Here is a 21,498-nt window from a genome sequence, read left to right on the forward strand (position 1 = left end):
CCTAACTTGCATTTAACTGAACCTATTTTCAAAACCGCTCAAATTAAATCTTTTTTATTTCAAAAAGTTCTCTTGCACATATTCTTTCACGGCTTCATTTGTGGATTGGGCTAAAATCTTAGGACTAGCGGTTTTCGTCTCCTTGTAGCTAAGTTCTTTCAACTGGGCGCGTGCTTCTAATATTGATGAAGCACTCATGCTGAATTCGTTTAACCCTAACCCTAGTAATACAGGTATAGCAACTGTATCCCCGGCCATTTCACCGCACATGCCTGTCCATTTTCCTTCTGCTTTCGCAGCTAGAATGACTCGCTCGATTAACCTTAGCACTGCGGGATGATAAGGCTGATACAAGTACGAAACGTTCTCGTTCATGCGGTCTGCTGCCATCGTGTACTGGATCAAGTCGTTCGTTCCGATGCTGAAAAAGTCGACTTCTTTTGCGAATTGGTCAGCTATCATTGCAGTGGACGGGATTTCTACCATGATTCCGACTTCTATTGAGCCGCTGACTTCATGTCCTTCGCCTAAAAGATTCTGCCGTTCTTCCTCTAGTAATGCTTTAGCTTCACGAAATTCTTCTAATGTAGCGACCATCGGGAACATGATTTTCAAATTCCCGTAAGCGCTAGCTCTCAACAATGCACGCAACTGGGTGCGGAATAAGTCTGTGCGTTCAAGACATAGACGAATCGCACGGAAACCTAAGAATGGATTTAGTTCTTCAGGTAAATCTAAATAAGGTAGATCTTTGTCTCCGCCGATATCGAGCGTACGGATGACGACGGGGCGTCCAGCCATTTTTTCTAACACTTCGCTGTACGCCTGGAATTGTTCGTCCTCAGTCGGAAGGCGATCGCGATCCATGTATAAAAATTCAGTGCGGAATAAGCCGATGCCTTCAGCACCATTCGCTAGGGCTACATCGATGTCTTTCGGCGAGCCGATGTTAGCTGCGAGTTCCACCTCGTGCCCGTCCTTGGTGGTTGATACATCGTCTACGAGTTGTTGTAATTCTTCCTCACGTTCACGCTGTTCTTCCACCTTTTTTTCATAAAAAGAAGTTTGCTCTTCGCTAGGGTTAAGCAATACTTCGCCTTCTGCTCCGTCTAAGATTAATGGCGTTCCAGCTTCGATCTGCTCAGTAGCGTCACCGGCACCAACGACTGCAGGGATGCCCATTGAACGTGACATGATCGCGGAGTGAGAGGTGCGCCCACCGATGTCGGTCACAATTCCTTTGACAAAGGCTGGGTTGAGCTGTGCTGTATCAGACGGTAGCAAGTCATGTGCTACTAGAATAACTTCTTCTGTAATGTCGCTAGTTGAAGCGAGTGGTAAATCCAATAAATAGGATAAAACACGTTTCGAAACATCTCGAATATCAGCTGCGCGTTCTTTCATATATTCATTATCCATCGATTCGAAGATGGTTACGAACTGATCGGCCGTATCTTGCATCGATTTTTCGGCGTTAGTGCTGTCACTCTCGATCTTTCCTTTGACTGTGTTAAGTAACTCCGGATCTTTTAATACTAAAATGTGGGCTCCAAAAATTTTCGCATGTTCCTCGCCCATTTCTTTTTCAACATGAGCTTGGATTTTTTCCAAATCAAGAGTCGCTCGTTCAATTGCTTGGTTGAAGCGTTCTAACTCTTGAGCGTGATCTTCAACTTTATGTTCTGGAATCTCTATATTAGGGTTTTGCACAACGAAAGCTTTTCCGATGGCAACGCCGTTCGAAGCGGCAATCCCGTTCAATTTTGTCATTGGTCGATCTCTCCTTCCAGTCTGAATTTTATATAAACAATCACAAATGAGCAATAAATGCGCATGAATTTTTAAAAATAACTCTTTGACACCGCTTTCACCTTCTATTATAATCATAAATAATCACATTCAGTCAATAATGAGCATAAAAAATCATCGCAAAAGAGAAGTAGGTGATGTATTTGTTATATAGTGAAGAACGTAAAAATCAAATAGCTACATTCGTCCAAAAACAATCAAGAGCATCGGTTCAAGAATTGAGCGAACATTTCGGTGTGTCGGAATCAACCGTCCGAAGAGATTTGAAAGAGTTAGAAGATGAAGAAATGTTGAGACGGACACATGGCGGAGCCATCGCTACAGAAACAGTGAATTTCGAACCGACTGTTTTGGAAAAGTCGGATCGTCTAAAGGAAGAAAAACAGGCGATCGCACAAGCGGCACTTTCCTATATCGATGAAAACGACACGATCCTTTTAGATTCAGGGACAACGACATTACAACTCGTTCCGGGCTTGAAAAAGTTTCAATCGCTGACGATCGTTACGAATTCAGTAGAAATATCGGAACATTTGAGGGATGCACCGCATCTTGAAGTGGTCGTTCCGGGTGGAAAGTTACGACATGAAACACAAGCACTTGTTGGGCCATTGACCGATCAAATTTTAAAACAATTATATGTTGACAAAGCGTTTATCGGAACGAATGGAGTTGATCTAGCACACGGCTTGACGACACCCAACTTGATTGAATCAGCAACGAAGCGAACGATGTTGGAGCAATCGAAGGAAGTAATCGTTTTATCTGATCATAGTAAATTCGGGAAAGTAAGCTTCGCGGCATTCGGTTCTATTATTGACCAAGTCGACGTTTTAATTACGGACGATCGTGTACCACAAGACTTAGTAGAAGAAATGCGAAATGAAGGAGTTAATATCGATATCGCGACACTGCAGGGGGATCCATCATGACATCAGTAATTACACTCACCTTGAATCCAGCTGTTGATCGTACGATAACAGTTCCCAAGTTAGAACTTGGAGGACTCCATCGGCTGGAAGAACAGCCTCTAATGGATCCTGGTGGAAAAGGTATCAACGTTGCCAAGGTGCTCAGGAAATTTAATGTTCCAGTCACGGCGACAGGTTTTCTAGCAGGTGCACTAGGTGAAAAAATGCAGCAAGAGTTATCAGTTTTGGGTATTGAATCGGATTTCGTTCAAGTAAAAGGGGAAGTTCGAACAAACCTTAAAATCGTTGACCTGGAAAAAGGACAAACGACAGAGATCAATGAACCGGGCTTCGGGGTTGAAAATGAGGAAAGTTTACAACTAGATCAACACCTAGAACGGGACTTACAAGAGGCAGAGTACCTTGTGTTGGGTGGCAGCACTCCCCAAGGTATAGACGATTCTATTTATCATAAATACGTAGAACTCGCGAAAAAACACAGAGTTAAAACGATTCTAGATGCGAGTGGGAAAGCACTCGAAAAAGGAATCGAATCTAAACCTTTTGCGATCAAACCGAATTTAGAGGAACTAGAACATCTTTTTGATAGACGGTTTGAAAATGTTCAGGAAATCACTGAAGCTTCGAATAACCTAATCGAAAGTGGTATTGAATTAGTTGTTGTTTCACTTGGGAAAGAAGGTGCGTTGTTTGTAACTGAAGACGCGCAGGTTTTGGCTAAACCTTTTCCAATTGAAGCGAAAAGTACAGTGGGAGCAGGAGATTCAATGGTAGGAGCTATGATTTATAGTTTATTGAATGGATTCTCGCTAGAAGAAATTGCGAAGTGGGCGACAGCGGCAGGAACAATTACCGCGTCTAAACCGGGCACAAAGGTTTGCTCACTTGATGAAGTAGAGGCATCGAAAGATAAAGTCCACATAGATCATATTTAAATACGAGGAGGTTTTATTATGAAAAAGCTAGTAGCTGTAACTGCTTGTCCGACGGGTATTGCCCATACATTCATGGCCGCAGAGTCGTTGGAGAAGACAGCGAAAGAGAAAGATGTACCGATGAAGGTCGAGACGCAAGGGAGCGTCGGTGTCGAGAATGAATTGACTGAAGAGGATATTCGTGAAGCACACGCCGTCATTTTGGCAGTAGATACGAATGTCGATGAAAGTCGTTTTGAAGGTAAACCAGTCATTCGAGTTGCGGTTTCAGAAGCGATCAAGAATGCTGGAGATTTGATCGACCGCGCATTGGCGAAAGAAGCGATGTCAGCGGAAGACTACGCGGATAATGTTCAACGTAAAAAGGCTGAAAAGGGAGAAGAACGTCAAGGTTTCTACAAACACTTGATGAATGGTGTTTCGTTCCTAATCCCGATTGTTGTAGCGGGTGGTATCCTAATGGCTTTATCATTTTTCGGTGGTTTAGACCCGGCGGAAGATAGCTTCTTTGCGCAGTTGGGTGTAATTGGTAAAGCTGCCTTAGGATTAATGGTACCTGTACTTGCTGGTTTCATTGCTTACTCTATTGCAGATAAACCCGGACTCGCGCCAGGTTTGGTTGTCGGTATGATGGCCAGTAATAACGGTTCAGGTTTCTTAGGGGGTATCATTGGTGGTTTCGTCGCTGGTTATGTTGCGAAACTGATCAAAGATAAATTCCCTTTACCAAGGTCTTTGGAAGGAATTCGCCCTGTATTAGTCATTCCTGTTCTAGCTACTCTAGTTTCAGGGATACTGATGGCGTATGTGATCGGCGTTCCAATTGGTGCTTTAATGACAGGACTTGAAAACTGGTTGAATTCATTAACTGGAGCTAACGCGATCCTATTAGGCTTGTTATTAGGTGGAATGATGGCCGTAGATATGGGTGGACCTGTTAACAAAACAGCTTATGCCTTTGGTGTCGGTCTAATCGGAAGTGAAATTTTCGGACCGATGGCTGCGATTATGGCTGCTGGTATGACACCACCGCTTGGACTTTTCATCGCAACACAAATCGCTAAAAATAAATTTTCTAAAGAAGAACGTGAAGCAGGTAAAGCGGCAGGAGTTATGGGTATATCCTTTATTACTGAAGGGGCGATTCCGTTCGCGGCAGCCGACCCATTCCGAGTAATACCATCGTTGATTGCTGGTTCAGCTGTTGCCGGTGCATTGTCAATGGCTTTCAATGCTGGGCTTCGTGTACCGCACGGTGGTATATTCGCGATGGCCATACCGGATGCAGCACAAAACGTCTTTTTATACGCACTAGCGATTATTATCGGTGCGTTAGTTACAGCGGTTCTTGTTGTTATCCTTAAGAAAAAACCAACCGAAACTGCTGCAGATATCACAAGCTAATACTTTTAACTTTTAATCAAAAAGGGAAATGTATAGACATCTAAGAAGAAGGAGCTGTAATCAATGAGCTTAGCAGAATTACTGAAACAAGAACACGTTTTACTTGGATTGCCTAGTGAAACGAAAGAGGATACAATTAATAAGATGGTTGAAAAAATGCAAGAAACAGGAGTCGTGACTGAGCCTGAAACATTCAAAGAAGCAGTCAACGCTCGTGAGGTTGAAGGATCAACTGGAATTGGATACGCTGTTGCAATTCCACACGGAAAATCAACAGGAGTAGCTGAAGCATCTTTAGCATTTGCGCGCTTGGCAAATGAAGTGGATTGGCAATCACTCGACGGCAATCCGGTTTCATATGTATTCTTAATAGCGATTCCAGAAGAACAAGCAGGAAAAGAACACTTGCAAATCCTTTCACAACTATCAAGAAAATTAATGCATGAAGAGTTCAGAGCAAAATTAGCAGAAGCTGAAGATAGTAAAGAACTCATCGCAGCATTAGAAGAGTAAGGAGGGATTTTCATGGCAAAAGTAGATATTGAAGTAACAAACCAAACAGGTCTTCATGCGCGACCAGCACAACAACTCGTGCAAGAAGCGAACAAATTCACATCTGACATCAAAATCGTCAAAGGTGATAAAGAAGCTGATGCCAAAAGTATTCTTGGCGTCATGACTCTTGGTGTAGAACCAGGTACGACAATCACTTTGACAGCAGATGGCGATGATGAAGACGAAGCACTAGAAAAATTAACGAATTTGATTAAAAATAACTTTAATGAGTAGTAAATTGGAGGCTGTTTTCCGAAAAGGAGGCAGTCTTTTTTATAATTCTTGTATGTATAACTTTGTGGATTGGGTGCTGTGTTCAATGCACCATAACGCGAGTTTAATCCATCGTAACAAAAGTCGAACCCGCCACGTTGAGTTTTGAATCCTCCACGTCGGGAGTTGAACCCGCCGCGTCGGAAGTCGAATCCTCCACTTCGGGAGTTAAATCCTCCACGTCAGGTTTGTAATCCTCCATGTCAGAAGTTGAATCCTCCACGTCAGGTTTCTAATCCTTCACGTCAGGAATTGAACCCTTCACGTCAATAGTTGAACCCTCCACCAAGCACGAGCGGAACCCCCACCATTCGAGAGTCCGCTTATTTTCGGGAAATCCCCCTTAAAGAAAATCCGTCAAAACAGGCTTGAGTTTCCGCTTGACTTCCTTGCCCCAGCCCTTTACCGCATCCACAGTTACATCCCCTTCAAAAGCAATTTCCTTATAGGACTTACCTTCGATCAGGCGCTTTCCGACGAATATCCACTGCTTATCTGTCAGGGCATTACGAACCACCTGCCAGAACTCAGGGTCGAAACCTTCAAGACGTCCATCCCATGCACCCTCATCCTCGTTCATTTCCGAAGCCGTCTCATTCTCTTGGATGCGTCGACTCTTGCGGATTGTATCGATCAATCGACTCCGGATCGTAATGTATGCAAGCTTTGGAAACGTGTCGAAATCCGCATACTTCCCATGTGCCTCCCATAACGCCACCATGCCCTCCTGATAGAAATCACCATGAGGATCCTTGATATTCAACTTATGAATGACATGATGAATCATCTTTTTATATTCAACTAACACCTTCTCGAAATCATCTGTATATAATTCTTCCCCCGTAACATCATTCATCGATTTCCCCCTAATTATGGAGGCCGGCCAATATTTATCTATATCAAAAAGAGCACTCTTTGGTAATTTACAAATATTCTAACAATTTGTCACATGTGGAAATCAACACAATCCACCCAGATAATGCGAAAAACTCGCGGTTTTTTGCAAAAATCAACAAAAACAAGTCGGATAATGCGAATTTCAAATAAAATCTTTTTTTATGAAAATTTGAGCTCTACTACCATAATCGGAAAATAATCCAAAAAGGGGGAGTGCTTATCCAAATACTAACAAAAGACGCCTAGTCCGAGGGGGAACTAGACGCTTAGCGACTGAGTGTATCTAGGTTAGACGATGTCATGTTTGAACGCATATACGACTGCCTGTGTCCGGTCGTGAACCTCGAGCTTTGAGAGAACATTACTGACATGGACTTTCACCGTTTTAAGAGCAATAAATAATTCATCAGCGATTTCTTGATTGGATTTGCCTTGGGCGATCAACATCAAGACTTCTTTTTCCCTTTGTGTCAGAGAATCGTGAAGAGGTTCTTCTGTAGGTGTGCGCATCCGGTTCATCAGTTTTCCTGTTACTTCTGGCTCTAGAATTGATTGACCTTGGTGGGTTGCTCGGATGGCTTCAGCAATATCTTTTGCCTTGGATGTTTTTAATAAATAGCTGGTTGCCCCTGCTTCGAGGGCTGGATATAATTTATCATCGTCCAAGAAGCTTGTGATGATGACTATTTTTGCTTCGGGCCATTCATTTAGAATTCGCTTTGTGGCCTCGACTCCATTGACGCCCTCCATTACGAGGTCCATCAGTATAATATCGGGGCGGAGATCTAGTGCCAAACGCACACCGTCCTCACCGTTATCCGCTTCGCCTATTACGTCAATATCTTCTTGAGCTGACAAATATGAAGATACACCAATCCGTACCATTTCATGATCATCGACAAAAACAACTTTAATCAACTGAATGCCCTCCTCGTGCAGGAACTTTTATTTCAATTTTTGTGCCGTAATCTTCTAAGCTGATCACTCGCGCTATGCCACCGATCTCGTAAGCACGCTCTTTAATGTTCATCAATCCATATGACTTCTCAGCTTCCTCTATGTCAAAACCTATACCATTATCAACCAAACGTAAAATGACAAAACCATCTCGTTCTATGAGCAAAGTGTCGATGGCTCCCGCCTTTGCATGTCGCAAGCTATTGGATACACATTCTTGTAAAATACGGAACAATTGATCCTCGATATCTTTATCCATCGAAACATCTTCTATTTTCCATTTCAAATCTATCGGTACGCGTTGCATCAAATCATTCAAGAAAGACTCCACGCCTTCCTTCAAAGACTTGTCGCGTAAGGCAATCGGTCGTAACTGAAGTAATAAAGCTCTCATCTCAAGTTGCGACTGTTGAATCATTTCTTCAACTTTTTTCAATTGTTGATCTAAAGCATCATTACTAGATAATTTTTGCTCGGTTATGGAAGAGAGTAGCATGGAGGCGCCGAACAGTTGCTGGCTAACGGAATCATGTAGCTCTCGAGCGAGTCGGCTACGTTCTTTTTCTAAAATATGATCTTCATTGACTGGATCTGTTTCGATCGATGCCAATTCATTCGCAAGGTAGCGAATTCTCTTCATGCGGTCTTGTTTCTCGGCTTCGATTTTCTCCATCCACTCGAACGAAGGATCGTCCCAACTTGAGCGTTCCCGTTCATTTTTATATAGAGGTTGATTTTTCAAAATCCGCTCTAAGCCGATTAAGATTTTACGACGTTTAATAGAATAGACGCCTCCTAGAAAACTCGCTAATAGAAGCGTAACTATGATTGTTCCTCCAAGAAGATAAAAAGGTATTGGAACAGAATAATAGGTGGCATCCATCAAGTCTGAGTAAGTGATAGCTTCGAATGACTGCATCAGAAGAAACGTGAATCCCCATATTGTTGTGGCCACTACCAAAATGATTGTTAGGAAGAGATACTTGAACATACTCATGTGCGCACAACCTCCAAGCGTCCGAATATCAGTGAAGTCATAATTTTTACTCTAGGTTGCCCAAGGTCGAAGTCTTCAGTTTGATACGCGATAGTTTCATTGACGACTCGTCCTAATTTTTCATTAAAAATAGTTACTTCACCTAAGAGAGTGGAGTGATGTACACTCACTTCAATTTCATAAGGAACGAGTACTTGAATTTTACCAAGACCATGTCGGATCGAAATGATCGCATCATCTTCTGGTAGGAATGTTTCTGTCAAGTCCACCGTACGATCACCGAATACCCCGGTGATATGTATATCTCTCCATGGGTATGGTTCATCAGGAGTTTTTTGGTGGGAAATCAATGACTGTCTTAAAAGTGTAGAATCTTTTTGAAATTTATCAGAATCTGCTAGGTTTTCATCATCTGCCTCATTCGTTGAAAATGAGGGCCGAACGGTCTTAGGTTGTTTACGAGATTCATAATAGTAATAAATGAAATAACCGATAATTGCGATTAAAATAAACTTAACAACCATCATGTTCAAAATCGAAATAATTGCTGTTACTACACCTATCCAGAAAAAGATTTTCCCTGATTGACGTTCATATCGCTGATATCCCAGATAGATCAATATCGCTGAAATACCAAGTGATACAACAAGTCCGCCATCAAATAGGACGATTTCGATCGCGACTAGAATAATAGCTATGATAATGATTGCATTGACGATTTCCGAGTTGACCTTGTCGAACACAGGGCGAACCTCCTTTTGTGTATATTTTACCATAATCAAAGATCGGTCCTCTTTAAAAAAGAGGACCGGCATGATTAAGCTTCGTGCTTCATATCTTTTTCAAGCTTAGCGATTTTATCGTCAAAAGTATAATGTTCATAGTCTCGATTAACGCGCTGTTCAAGTGACTCCATATAGCGATCGATTTCGTCGAACTTTCTAGACGATTGTTCATTATTGTGGCTCAAGACTTGGTTCATACGATGGTTCAGTCGGATCATATTTTCTTTACCCATCAACTCCAACCGCTTGTACTTCATATCTTTCAATTTGTGTTTCATGTCACGATATTTCACTTCCAGCTGATCGATGGATTGCTTGATTTCTGTTAAAGAAGATTGAAGCTTATCAGCTTGCTCTTCATATTGCTCTTCTTCTCTTCTTGCAAAATCATAAAGAGACTGCTCGTCCGCTTTTTTGGCGACAATTGCTTGTTTTTCACGCTTTTCTTTCATATAAGAAGCTTGCTCGAATTCTTTTGTGAACTCATCGCGTAATTGACGCTGACGGTCCATCATCTTACGTATTTTCTCAACCTCTTTCTCGCTTTCTCTTAAATGTTGATTAAGCATAGCGATCGGATTCTTTTGTTCCTTTTCATCCATCCAGTCATGTAAATCTGCAGATACTGCGTTTTTCATTCTAGTAATGATATTACTCATATCCATCTCTCCTCATAAATTAGTATTTCGATAATTCTTTCCATTGATTTTCAAAATTCGTGAAAGGGTCATCATTTTCCGGCTCTTCATCCACGTCGTCTTTCTTCTGGTACATCACATATAATCCGTATGCAGCAGCGATCCCGATAATAGCGTAACTATTAGCAATGGCGATACTGACCAGAATTGCTCCTACAACCAATATGAGCACCTTTGTAGATGTTGAGTCTGTGCGGAACCATTTTCTGAGCAATAAATAACCGAACCATAATGCTAAACCAAGTACAATCATCGGACCTAAGTTAGCGAGTACCACAATTGCCAATACGATGGCTAGCACGATCCATAACCATTTAGGCATGTCTATTCCTCCTTTCGTCTTGTCTGTAATTTAAGATTAATCGATAGAAAGGATTTCAGTAATGATCCTGAGCTATATTTTTGACTAAGACCTTAGGCTTATTTGAAGCTTAGCTTTGATATAAAATGGATATAAAAAAGGGGAGAATGATTGAGCTCTTTTGCTTTAAGATTAGACTAAGTATGTTACGATGTACTTAGTCGATTTATGTTTGATCGTTACTGGGAGAGGTTATATTATGCGAGGGTTGTCTCGATTTATGGACGTCCATGACCGATACATATTGAAATGGCAGCAAGCGTTGGATTCCGGAGATGCGTCTTCATTAGATTTTATGGCGGATGAATACTACGTCACCTTCTTTTGGGGAGAGGATAATCGGCCCGTTTATTACGAAAGACAGGAAGCTTTTGATGGAATGATTCAATCAGTTTCTCAACTTAGAGGAGCTAAGAAATTATTTGAACATCGAGTTATTCGTATGAGGGACGATGATCATGCAGTTGTCTTCTTTGAACAAATTATTCAAATGGGCAACCGGGTTTTAGCGCGAATGTTGACGGTGGAGAATTGGGCGATCATTGAAAATCAATGGTTGATGACGCGTGAAGTGGAAGAACATCTTTAAAACGAAAGGTAAGGTAACAGGGGGTAACTGTTACCTTTTTTATACTTTAAGAATGTTTAACTTTGTTAATCTCATTGTTGATAATTTGGAGATGCATTTGTCAACCCTCGTTGATTTTACGAATTGCCTGAGGCGACGACTCCTAGGGGAGCAGCACGAGCTGAAAATCACGCAAAACTCTCGAAGGCGAGTTTTGGGAAGTTGAAGCCGTGCCCCCAGATCGGCTAAAGTCCGACACGTCCTGTATCGAACGCCGATATTTGACCATCCAGATCGTCAGAAAGCGGCGTCCGCCTCTAAGCGATTCGTTAGAATCAACACTAAACGTTAACAGCTCCAAATATTAAAGAAAAGAATTAAACATCTTCGCAGCACTCTTCGCCAAGAAGTTACCTTCATTTAACCACTTTTCATCTAGCGGAACAGAATCCATCAGATCCTTCTCGTAAAAGCTACGTATTTCTTCAATCAATCCTTTGTCAAAAATCAACAAATTAACTTCCTCATTTATAAATAGACTCCTTTTGTCGAAGTTCGCTGTACCAATGTCACAAATCTTATCGTCAATAAATATAATTTTAGCGTGATAAAATCCATGGGTGAATAAGTGAATCTTAGCACCGGCGTGATGCATTCTACGTAAATATGTTGAGGATGCTTCTTTAACAAGTAAATGATCCGATTCGTGTGGATATAAGACTGTAATGCTAACCCCATCCTGAGCTTTCTTTTCGAGTAATTCCATAATTGCTTCACTCGGGATGAAATAGGGACTTCCTATTAGTATGGTTTGTTTTGCTTCATCAATCAAACTCAAAAACGTACTTTCTAAAGTACCATGTGCAGACGGTATCAGTTGAGTTTCAATGCTACCTCCAGGCTCGGTTGATGCCCCGTGATGTAGGCTATGGCCATTGTTTAGTTTGAAATCGCGACTGAAAAGGTCATAAATATCTTGGACGACTTCTCCTGTCACCCTCAAGTGGTAATCCCTCCAAAGTGAAAACTTCGGACTTTCATTAATGTACTCATCAGCAACGTTATAGCCTCCAATGTAAGCAATTTCTCCATCAACTACCGTAATTTTTCTGTGATTGCGTTGGTTGATTGAACGAAATGGATGTCGCCAATCGAAGCGATTACACTTTATGATGGTTCCTCCAACTGATTTCAGCTCTTGTATTAATTTCCGGTCAATTGTAAAGGAACCCAACCGATCCACCATTAGGTAGACAGGGACACCTGCGTCAGCCTTTTCGATTAGAAGCGTGAGGAAATCTCGACTGAAACGGTCTTTTTTAATAATGAAAAATTGTACACAAATAAACTGCTCAGCATCCCGGATATCACGAAAAAGCTGTTTGAACAGAAATTTTCCATTGTTGAAAAATTGGATGTCTGCCTTTCGGGTAGGGTAGGAGCTTATTATGGATTGGTGGATTGTTCGATCTTTCAATAGAACAAAAATGATGATGAGAATAATAATGACAAACACCCACATTAGATAATCTCCTTCGACTACGAGGTTGTGGTAAGGAACTCGATATTTTAATTAAACCGTTGATTTATTAGCGAAAGATCAAGAATAAATAGCTTAAAGACCTTGTGAAACAAGATTTCTACGCAAAAAGTAAAATCAATATTTCCTACCTATTATATATAGTTTCGGTAACCTTATTCGACAATTTCTTTGAAAATAGATTGACTGAATGCTCATTCATTGTATAATATTAATTAATAAGAATTGTAGCTCAATTGAAAGGGTTTTCATGTTAAGATAGAAGATAAAGTTTGTCGATTTAAAACGACACATCATCGATAATACGTATTGGGGGGAGCATTGTGGACACATTTTTGTTGATTAACTGGATCGCTTTCTTAGGCGTGACGTTATATGCACTTTTCTTGTTTGTGCAGATTGTTCGTACGCGTATAGCTTACATCAAAATGGGTCGAGAAAAAGAGTTCGATCAAGATATGAAACAACGAGTAAAAGATATCTTGGTGTTCGTGTTCGGTCAGAAGAAATTACTTAAAGATAAAAAATCTGGTGCGATACACGTCATGATGTTTTATGGATTTCTATTAGTACAGTTCGGTGCCATCGATTACATATGGAAAGGATTGGCGCCAGGCTCGCATCTGCCACTAGGAATATTCTATCCAGGATTTACTTTCTTCCAGGAAATAGTAACTCTGACGATTTTAGTAGCGGTCATTTGGGCCTTCTACCGTCGTTATATTGAAAAACTAGTTCGCTTGAAGCGTGGTTTTAAAGCTGGACTTGTATTAATTTTCATCGGAACGTTGATGTTGTCTGTTCTTGCAGGTAATGGCTTTGAAATAATTTGGCATAATAATGAAATGACTTGGACAGAACCTGTCGCCTCAGGTATAGCTGCAGCGTTCATGTGGATGAATCCTGAAGTAGCAGCGGTTCTCTTCTATGTCATGTGGTGGATCCACTTGTTCGCGTTACTTGGGTTCTTAGTGTATGTACCTCAATCTAAGCACGCGCACCTGATTGCGGGGCCAGCTAACGTATTTTTAACAAAAGATAAAAAGCATGGTAAATTAGAAAAAATCAATTTCGATGTAGACGAAGACGCTGAAGATGCGGAAGAAGTCACATTCGGTGTCGGTAAAGTAGAAGACTTGGATCAACTGCAGTTACTCGACTTATATGCATGTGTCGAATGTGGTCGTTGTACTGACGTTTGTCCTGCATCCGGGTCAGGTAAGATGCTTTCACCGATGGATATCATGGTCAAGATCCGTAACCACTTGACTGAAAAGGGTGCAGCCGTAACGGGGAAATCTGCTTGGGTTCCGAGCTATGCTTTTGCAAACACTCAAGGTAACCAAGTTGCAGCAGACCCTAATAGTTCATTAGCTCAACAAGTTATGGAAAAAGATTTGATCGGTGACGTTGTAACTGAGGAAGAATTATGGGCTTGTACGACTTGCCGTAATTGTGAAGATGCATGTCCTGTAATGAACCAACACGTAGACACAATCATTGATTTGCGTCGTTACTTGGTATTGACTGAAGGGAAAATGGACGCTGACGCACAGCGTGCTATGTCGAATATTGAACGTCAAGGTAATCCATGGGGTCTTTCTAAGAAGGACCGTGAAAACTGGAGAGATGCTGACGATAGCTTACATGTACCTACAGTTAAAGAATTAAATAAAGAAGAAGAAGAATTTGAATATTTATTCTGGGTGAGCTCAATGGGATCTTATGATAACCGAAGCCAGAAGATTGCAATGGCATTCGCACGTTTGATGAATAAAGCAGGCATCAAATTCGCAATCTTAGGTAATAAAGAGCGTAACTCGGGAGATACAGCAAGACGTATGGGGAACGAATTTTTATTCCAAGAACTTGCTGAAAAGAATATCAAAGAATTTGAAAAGAACGATATCAAGAAAATCGTTACGATTGATCCACATGCGTACAATGTTTTCAAAAATGAATATCCTGATTTCGGCTTTGAAGGCGAAGTATTCCACCATACTGAATTACTTGCGGAATGGATTAAAGACGGATTATTAGAACCAGAACAAGCGATAGAAGAAAAAATAACTTATCACGATTCATGTTATTTAGGTCGCTACAATGAAATTTATAATCCTCCACGTTATATTTTAGAAGCAATACCTGGCGTGGAAGTGGTTGAAATGAAACGCAGCAAAGAAAATGGAATGTGCTGTGGTGCTGGTGGCGGTATGATGTGGATGGAAGAAACCACAGGAAACCGCGTAAACGTGGCACGTACAGAACAAGCATTGGATGTGGAACCAGATACGATCTCTAGTGCATGTCCTTTCTGTCTGACGATGCTTTCAGATGGTACGAAGTCAAAAGAAGTGGATGAAGAAGTAACAACCCAAGACGTTGCAGAAGTATTAGAAAGATCTATTTTTGGGAAACCGACAAAAGTAGACCAACCTGCCTAAAAAACAACCTCCTAACTGCTGTGGAGTAGTTAGGAGCGTTTTTTGTCGAATAATCTGAATGTAAAGAAGTTGTAAAAAAATGAATAATTATTAGTAAAAACAATATTTTAAAAATTTTAAAAAATAGGTTGCTTTTTATTAGTGTCCCTTATAAAATTAAAGATGTTAATTTAAAACAGTTAGCCAGAAAAAGTAATTTAAGTCATTTCATACTTCAACACTACTAAAAATAGTTTTGGCATATATCATGTTTCGCGTAAATTTTCAGAAAAATTAAATGATTGAAAATCATTATAGTCAGACAGCGAGAAAATATTACATTAGGGTGATCATAATGAGTAAAAAGATTTTGGAGTTAAGAAATTTAAAAACCTCATTTCGAATTGGGGAAGAACATTATGCAGCAGTTGATGATGTTTCGTTAGATGTTCATCAAAACGAAGTGTTAGCGATTGTAGGGGAATCAGGATCTGGAAAGAGTGCTTTAGCATTCTCGGTCATGGGATTACATAATCGGGCAAAAATCGAAGGTGAAATCGACTTTAATGGACGTAACATAGCGAACCTGCCACCATCCAAAATTAATGCTCTAAGAGGAAAAGAAATTTCAATGATTTTCCAAGACCCTCTTACTGCATTGAATCCACTGATGGAGATTGGTAGACAAGTTGAAGAAGTCCTTCTACTACATAACAAGAAGATGTCGAAGTCAGTGCGTAAAAAATACGTAATAGAATTGTTGAATAGAGTAGAACTTCCTCGTGCTGAACACGTATATGGACAATTTCCACATGAACTATCAGGTGGGATGAGACAACGTGTCATCATTGCGATTGCGATTGCTAACCAACCGGAACTTCTGATTGCGGACGAGCCAACAACAGCATTAGATGCAACGATCCAGGCTCAAATTTTGGATTTAATCAATGAATTGAAAGATGATTTGGATTCTGGAATCATCCTCATCACTCACGATTTAAGTGTTGTGGCTGAAATGGCCGACAGAGTTGCAGTCATGTACGCTGGACAAATTGTAGAAATTGCTGATGTTTATACATTGTTCAAAGAACCTTTACATCCCTATACACGTTCATTGTTAAGTTCTGTGCCTATGAATGATGGGACTCAAGAAAAATTGCACGTAATTCAGGGGATTGTGCCATCTTTACAAAACCTGCCTCGTGAAGGATGCCGCTTTAAAGCTCGTATTCCTTGGATTGAGGACTCAGCCCATGAAGATCATCCAGAACTTCATGAAGTAAAACCAGGTCACTTTGTTCGTTGCACATGCTATAAACATTTCTACTTCCCAGAAGAGAGCAAGGAGGATCAGGAAGATGTCATTACTGAAGGTTGATGATTTAAAGATACACTTCCCTATCAAGGGTGGAATTTTAAATAGAACGATAGACCACATCAAAGCTGTGGATGGAGTTTCTTTTGAGATTGAACCAGGACAAACTTACGGTTTAGTAGGTGAGTCAGGATCTGGTAAAACTACAACTGGTAAAGCAGTGATGGGTCTGAACAACATTACTGAAGGGAACATTTACTTCGAAGGTGAAAACCTTAGTGACGGTAAAAAAGTAAATGTCCGTAAAGATATTCAGATGATTTTCCAGGATCCGTATTCTAGTTTAAATCCGAGAAAGCGCGTATTAGATATTATCGCTGAACCACTCAATAACTATGAAAATCTGACAAGAAATCAAACTAAAATCCGTGTGCAAGAATTGTTAGAGTTAGTAGGACTTAGTCCTGAAAGTATATTGAAGTATCCACATGAGTTCTCAGGTGGCCAAAGACAGCGTATCGGTGTTGCTCGTGCGATTGCTTTAAAGCCGAAATTGATTATTGCAGATGAGCCAGTTTCTGCCTTGGACGTATCTGTGCAAGCGCAGGTATTGAACTTCATGCAAGATATTCAAAAAGAGATGGATCTTACTTACTTATTTATCAGTCACGACTTAGGTGTTATACAACATATGTGTGATCACATCGGAATCATGTACAATGGTCGTTTTGTTGAGGAAGGTACAAAAGAAGAAATCTTCCATAAACCTCAGCACATTTATACAAAGCGACTTGTTGCCGCAATTCCTGATATCGATCCTTCAAAGAGAGAAGAGCACATGCGTAACCGTGCAAAAGTAAAAGAAGAATACCAGTCATCTTTCGACGAGTATTTTGATAATGAAGGTAAAGCTTACACTTTGAAACCTGTTACAGAGACACATCGCGTAGCGCTACCGGAGAGAGGTTGATTGTTTTATGTGGAAATTTATAGTTAGACGTTTAATCATAACATTACCGCAAGTTTTTGTATTAAGCATATTAGTATTCTGGCTTGCAAAATTGATGCCGGGTGATGCTTTGACAGGTATGATTGACCCGAACATTTCACAAGAACAAATTGAAAGAAGACGTGAACAATTAGGCTTGAATAATGAATGGTATATCCAGTACAGGGATTGGTTGCTAGGAGCATTACAGGGTGACTTCGGTCAATCATTCCGATACAAAATGGATGTTACGGATTTGATCGGTCAGCGTGTAGTCAACACATTCTGGTTATCACTTGTGTCACTGATTTTCATTTATTTGATTGGTATACCACTTGGTTTGATCAGTGGTCGTTATAACGACAAACTCATTGACCAATTCATCACTGGTTATACATATATAGGTTTCGCGACTCCTATCTTTATATTTGGACTTGTTTGCCTATGGGTGTTTGGGTTCATGTTAGGATGGTTCCCTACAGGTGGATCCGTTGCGCCTGGACTCGAACCAGGAACCTTTGAATATGTCTTAAGTAAAATACATCACTTGTTATTGCCAGGTCTAGCCATTGCACTGATAGGTGTAGTTGGTACCGTGCAGTATTTGCGAAGTGAGATTATTGATACGAAACAAAAAGATTTTATTATTACAGCTAGAGCGAAAGGTGCACCTGAGTCACGTGTTTATAACCGACACATTTTCAGAAATTCAATTTTGCCGATTGCAGCATTCTTTGGTTATGAAATTTTCTCATTAATCAGTGGAACGGTATTTATTGAAAGTATCTATAGTTATCCGGGCATGGGAAGACTATTTCTCGAATCGATCACCCAGAGAGACTCTTCAGTTGTAACAGCACTTGTCTTGATTTCAGGTCTAGCCGCTATCTTAGGTGCCTTGTTGTCAGACATCATTTTAAGTCTAGTCGATCCGCGTATTCGAATTAAATAGAAATCCCGAGCTTAGGAGGTAAAAACCGTGAATGAGGAAAAAACAGAGTTAGAAGTTCAACAAACAGTTGATTCCAATAAAAGTCCATCTAGTTGGTCGATCATTTGGAAAGAAATTTTGAAAGATAAAATAGCTTTAATCTCGTTAATATTTTTAGTGCTAGTAACAGGTCTCGTTTTCGCAGTAACGATCTTCCTGGATCAGGAACAGATCGTAACAGTAGATTTATTTGCGATTTACGAACCACCTTCTAGCGAATTTTGGTTAGGTACAGATTATGGTGGCCGAGATGTATTCGGTCAGTTGATTATAGGAACAAGAAACTCATTGGCTATCGGTATTTTAGTAACTTTGATGTCTGGATTTATCGGAATCGTATTCGGTGTCGTATCTGGATATTTCGGTGGTCAAATCGATAACGTTATGATGCGTATACTAGATTTCTTCATGGTATTACCTTTCCTAATGATTGTTATCGTATTCGTTACTATTGTTCCTAGATATAGTATATGGTCATTTTCGGTAATCATGACTGCTTTTCTATGGATGGGTATTGCAAGGTTGATCCGTTCCAAGGCGCTTCAAGAGAAAGAATTGGATTACGCCCAAGCTTCAAGGACATTAGGATCTTCACATACTAGTATTATATTCAAGCAAGTATTACCTAATATCACTTCTTTAATTGTAGTAACAATGACATTGAATTTGGCAGCGAATATAGGGATTGAATCCGGGCTATCATTTTTAGGGTTCGGCTTTCCAGAAAGCACACCAAGTTTAGGTACATTGTTGAGTTACGCTACAAACCCACAGACACTAGAGAATCGTTGGTGGATATGGGTGCCTGCAGCACTATTGATCTTACTATTAATGCTTGCAGTTCGTAACGTAGGTGAAGCTTTGAAACGTGCAGCAGATGCGCGACAAAGAAGAGCCTAATATTATTCTGATACGTACGCCACTCATAATGTTTGGCGTTCAGTATAAATTAATTTCAGTCAATTCATATGATGGCTGAACAAAAATTAGGGGGAGGTTTTTCAATGAGCAAGAATGCATTTGCAAAACTATTGTTTGCTTTATTTCTTGCTTCCTTGCTAGTAATCGCAGCATGTAATAGCGATTCTGGTGAAGAAGAAGGTGGCGATTCTGAAGATACTGATACAGAAGAAACCACTGATGATGAAGGATCCGAGGGCGAAGGATCCGAGGGTGAAGAAGGTTCAGAAGAGGAAGATGGTTCTGACGAAGAAGCTTCAAGTGAAGATGGGATCTATAGTATCGAAGACTTCGATACTGCTGTTTCTAACGACGGCGAACCTATCGATGGAGGAAGCATAACTTATGGTCTAGTTACTGACACTCCTTTTGAAGGTACTTTGAACTGGAACTTCTATGAAGGTACTTTCGATGCTGAAATCTTAACATGGTTTGATGAAAGTCTATTAACTTCAGACGAAAACTATAACTATACTCAAGATGGTGCAGCTACGTATGAAGTTGATGATGAAAATAACGTAATCACTTTTACTATCGGTGATGACGTTAACTGGCACGATGGAGAGCCTGTTACAGCTGAAGACTGGGCGTTCTCTTACGAAGTAATTGGTGACCCTAACTATCCTGGTGTGCGCGGTAGTACTCCTGGGTTCACATTAATTGAAGGTTACAATGAGTACAAAGAAGGATCTGCAGATTCAATCTCAGGTTTGAATGTTGTTGATGAAAAAACTCTTGAAATCACATATACTCGTTTATCACCATCTCTATTAACTGGTGGTATCTGGACTTACCCTATGGCTAAACATATCTTTGAAGGTATGGCTATAGAAGACATCCCTGGTTCTGCTGAAGTACGTGAAGAACCAATCGGTTTTGGTCCATTTAAAGTTGAAACGATCACTCCAGGTGAATCTCTAACTTTATCTGCTTACGAAGACTACTGGAGAGGCGAGCCTAACTTAGATGAAGTAACACTTAAAGTAGTTGACCCAGGTGTAATCGTAAACGCTCTTGAAACTGGAGATGTTGACATGGTTTCAAGTTTCCCTGTTGACCAATATCCAGCTAATGCGGATATGTCTAACGTTGAATTCTTAGGTGATGTAGACTTAGCTTATACGTATATCGGATTCAAATTAGGTCATTGGGATGAAGAAGCTGGAGAAGTTGTTTATACTCCAGAAGAAATGAAAATGGGTGACAAAGATTTACGTAAAGCTATGTGGCATGCCGTGAATAACGATGCTGTAGGTGAGCAGTTCTACAACGGACTTCGTTGGGCTGGTACTACACTAATTCCACCATCCCACCCGGATTATCATGATGATTCAATTGAAGCACCAGGATACGATGTGGAAGAAGCTAATCGTCTATTAGACGAAGCTGGCTACGAAGATGTTAATGGTGATGGATTCCGTGAAGACCCTGAAGGTGAAGAGTTAGTAATTAACTTCGCATCTATGTCAGGTGGAGACACTGCTGAACCATTAGCACAGTACTACATCCAATCATGGGGCGAGGTTGGACTTAACGTTCAACTTACTGACGGTCGTCTATTAGAGTTCAACTCTTTCTACGATCGTGTAGAAGCTGATGATGAAGCAATCGATATCTACCAAGGTGCATGGGGTGTAGGTTATGATGTTGACCCATCTGGTCTTTATGGCCGTACGGCATCATTCAACTTCCCACGTTACGCAAGTGAAGAAAACGATGAGCTATTAGAAGCTGGTGTATCTGACAAAGCGTTCGACGTTGAATATCGTCAAGATATTTACAGCCAGTGGCAAGAACTAATGGTTGAAGAGATTCCTGTATTCCCAACTCTTTACCGTTCTCTAGTTCTTCCAGTTAACAACCGTGTAGTTAACTACGACATGGGTGTTGGATCTGGAGTTTACCTAAGCGAATTAGGTGTAACTGCTGAAGAGTCAGAAACAGCTGAATAATTAATTCAATAAGATTGGCGTCTATGACATTGTCATAGGCGTCAATTTTTTTAGATTAATTGTAAGAGCGTTTTTCATGATAGCTCTAACCTATGTCAATGATACCTAAGTTGAATATAACTGAACCTATTAAGCAATAAACCGAACCTAATTTGAGT

General features: G+C 40.5%; 21 protein-coding genes. 12 read left to right on the forward strand and 9 right to left on the reverse strand.

Going from position 1 to position 21,498, the window contains the following annotated elements; genetic code table 11:
* Positions 1-54: 54 nt before the first annotated feature.
* The gene (gene ptsP, locus CEY16_RS07110) at positions 55-1,770 is read right to left on the reverse strand and encodes a phosphoenolpyruvate--protein phosphotransferase (RefSeq protein WP_101331303.1); all 1,716 of its coding nucleotides are present in this window, start codon (positions 1,768-1,770) and stop codon (positions 55-57) included.
* 176 nt (positions 1,771-1,946) lie between these two features.
* Between ptsP and CEY16_RS07115 the strand changes: the two genes are divergently transcribed.
* The 5 genes from CEY16_RS07115 (at position 1,947) to CEY16_RS07135 (ending at position 5,869) form a co-directional block, all read left to right on the forward strand.
* Positions 1,947-2,741 carry a DeoR/GlpR family DNA-binding transcription regulator gene (locus CEY16_RS07115; RefSeq protein WP_202908614.1) on the forward strand — a complete coding sequence of 265 codons (795 nt, stop codon included), beginning with the start codon at positions 1,947-1,949 and terminating at the stop codon, positions 2,739-2,741.
* Complete coding sequence (pfkB, locus tag CEY16_RS07120) at positions 2,738-3,676, forward strand: 1-phosphofructokinase (protein ID WP_101331304.1); 939 nt, start codon at positions 2,738-2,740, stop codon at positions 3,674-3,676. Before CEY16_RS07115 ends, pfkB begins: the two co-directional genes overlap by 4 nt.
* Before the next feature lie 18 nt (positions 3,677-3,694).
* Positions 3,695-5,080 (forward strand): PTS fructose transporter subunit IIC, encoded by a 1,386-nt coding sequence (locus CEY16_RS07125; RefSeq protein WP_101331305.1) that lies wholly within the window; start codon positions 3,695-3,697, stop codon positions 5,078-5,080.
* Positions 5,081-5,143: 63 nt separating this feature from the next.
* Complete coding sequence (locus tag CEY16_RS07130; RefSeq protein ID WP_101331306.1) at positions 5,144-5,593, forward strand: PTS sugar transporter subunit IIA; 450 nt, start codon at positions 5,144-5,146, stop codon at positions 5,591-5,593.
* Positions 5,594-5,605: 12 nt separating this feature from the next.
* On the forward strand, positions 5,606-5,869 hold the full coding sequence (locus CEY16_RS07135; RefSeq protein WP_101331307.1) for an HPr family phosphocarrier protein: 264 nt from the start codon (positions 5,606-5,608) through the stop codon (positions 5,867-5,869).
* A 103-nt stretch (positions 5,870-5,972) separates the two neighbouring features.
* Here CEY16_RS07135 and CEY16_RS15195 read toward each other — a convergent pair whose 3' ends face one another.
* The 7 genes from CEY16_RS15195 to CEY16_RS07165 form a co-directional block, all read right to left on the reverse strand.
* Positions 5,973-6,110, reverse strand: coding sequence for a hypothetical protein (locus tag CEY16_RS15195; protein WP_162297885.1), 138 nt, complete (start codon positions 6,108-6,110; stop codon positions 5,973-5,975).
* Between the two features lie 141 nt (positions 6,111-6,251).
* Complete coding sequence (locus tag CEY16_RS07140) at positions 6,252-6,764, reverse strand: sigma-70 family RNA polymerase sigma factor (protein ID WP_101331308.1); 513 nt, start codon at positions 6,762-6,764, stop codon at positions 6,252-6,254.
* Between the two features lie 329 nt (positions 6,765-7,093).
* Entirely contained in the window at positions 7,094-7,723 is a 630-nt protein-coding gene (locus CEY16_RS07145; RefSeq protein ID WP_101331309.1) for a LuxR C-terminal-related transcriptional regulator, read from the reverse strand.
* The gene (locus tag CEY16_RS07150) at positions 7,716-8,759 is read right to left on the reverse strand and encodes a sensor histidine kinase (protein WP_238378792.1); all 1,044 of its coding nucleotides are present in this window, start codon (positions 8,757-8,759) and stop codon (positions 7,716-7,718) included. The genes CEY16_RS07145 and CEY16_RS07150 overlap by 8 nt, the downstream gene beginning before the upstream one ends.
* Entirely contained in the window at positions 8,756-9,502 is a 747-nt protein-coding gene (gene liaF / locus CEY16_RS07155; protein WP_162297886.1) for a cell wall-active antibiotics response protein LiaF, read from the reverse strand. The genes CEY16_RS07150 and liaF overlap by 4 nt, the downstream gene beginning before the upstream one ends.
* A gap of 74 nt (positions 9,503-9,576) precedes the next feature.
* On the reverse strand, positions 9,577-10,203 hold the full coding sequence (locus CEY16_RS07160; protein ID WP_101331311.1) for a PspA/IM30 family protein: 627 nt from the start codon (positions 10,201-10,203) through the stop codon (positions 9,577-9,579).
* A 19-nt stretch (positions 10,204-10,222) separates the two neighbouring features.
* Positions 10,223-10,564: a lmo0954 family membrane protein gene (locus CEY16_RS07165; RefSeq protein WP_101331312.1), complete on the reverse strand. Its 342-nt coding sequence runs from the start codon at positions 10,562-10,564 to the stop codon at positions 10,223-10,225.
* A gap of 238 nt (positions 10,565-10,802) precedes the next feature.
* Here CEY16_RS07165 and CEY16_RS07170 point away from each other — a divergent pair, with 238 nt between their 5' ends.
* Positions 10,803-11,192 carry a hypothetical protein gene (locus tag CEY16_RS07170; protein ID WP_101331313.1) on the forward strand — a complete coding sequence of 130 codons (390 nt, stop codon included), beginning with the start codon at positions 10,803-10,805 and terminating at the stop codon, positions 11,190-11,192.
* A gap of 343 nt (positions 11,193-11,535) precedes the next feature.
* Here the strand turns inward: CEY16_RS07170 and CEY16_RS07175 are convergent, their stop codons facing one another.
* The gene (locus CEY16_RS07175) at positions 11,536-12,693 is read right to left on the reverse strand and encodes a phospholipase D-like domain-containing protein (protein ID WP_101331314.1); all 1,158 of its coding nucleotides are present in this window, start codon (positions 12,691-12,693) and stop codon (positions 11,536-11,538) included.
* 341 nt (positions 12,694-13,034) lie between these two features.
* Here CEY16_RS07175 and CEY16_RS07180 point away from each other — a divergent pair, with 341 nt between their 5' ends.
* The 6 genes from CEY16_RS07180 (at position 13,035) to opp4A (ending at position 21,340) form a co-directional block, all read left to right on the forward strand.
* Positions 13,035-15,155 carry a heterodisulfide reductase-related iron-sulfur binding cluster gene (locus CEY16_RS07180; RefSeq protein ID WP_101331315.1) on the forward strand — a complete coding sequence of 707 codons (2,121 nt, stop codon included), beginning with the start codon at positions 13,035-13,037 and terminating at the stop codon, positions 15,153-15,155.
* A gap of 334 nt (positions 15,156-15,489) precedes the next feature.
* The gene (locus CEY16_RS07185) at positions 15,490-16,512 is read left to right on the forward strand and encodes an ABC transporter ATP-binding protein (protein WP_101331316.1); all 1,023 of its coding nucleotides are present in this window, start codon (positions 15,490-15,492) and stop codon (positions 16,510-16,512) included.
* Positions 16,493-17,419 (forward strand): ABC transporter ATP-binding protein, encoded by a 927-nt coding sequence (locus CEY16_RS07190; RefSeq protein ID WP_101331317.1) that lies wholly within the window; start codon positions 16,493-16,495, stop codon positions 17,417-17,419. The genes CEY16_RS07185 and CEY16_RS07190 overlap by 20 nt, the downstream gene beginning before the upstream one ends.
* Before the next feature lie 7 nt (positions 17,420-17,426).
* Positions 17,427-18,389, forward strand: coding sequence for an oligopeptide ABC transporter permease (gene opp4B / locus CEY16_RS07195; RefSeq protein WP_101331318.1), 963 nt, complete (start codon positions 17,427-17,429; stop codon positions 18,387-18,389).
* A 27-nt stretch (positions 18,390-18,416) separates the two neighbouring features.
* Positions 18,417-19,328 carry an ABC transporter permease gene (locus tag CEY16_RS07200; RefSeq protein WP_101331319.1) on the forward strand — a complete coding sequence of 304 codons (912 nt, stop codon included), beginning with the start codon at positions 18,417-18,419 and terminating at the stop codon, positions 19,326-19,328.
* 104 nt (positions 19,329-19,432) lie between these two features.
* Positions 19,433-21,340 (forward strand): oligopeptide ABC transporter substrate-binding protein, encoded by a 1,908-nt coding sequence (opp4A, locus tag CEY16_RS07205; RefSeq protein ID WP_101331320.1) that lies wholly within the window; start codon positions 19,433-19,435, stop codon positions 21,338-21,340.
* Positions 21,341-21,498 lie beyond the last annotated feature (158 nt).

Origin of the sequence: Halalkalibacillus sediminis, assembly GCF_002844535.1 — a bacterium.
Classification (GTDB): domain Bacteria; phylum Bacillota; class Bacilli; order Bacillales; family Alkalibacillaceae; genus Halalkalibacillus_A; species Halalkalibacillus_A sediminis.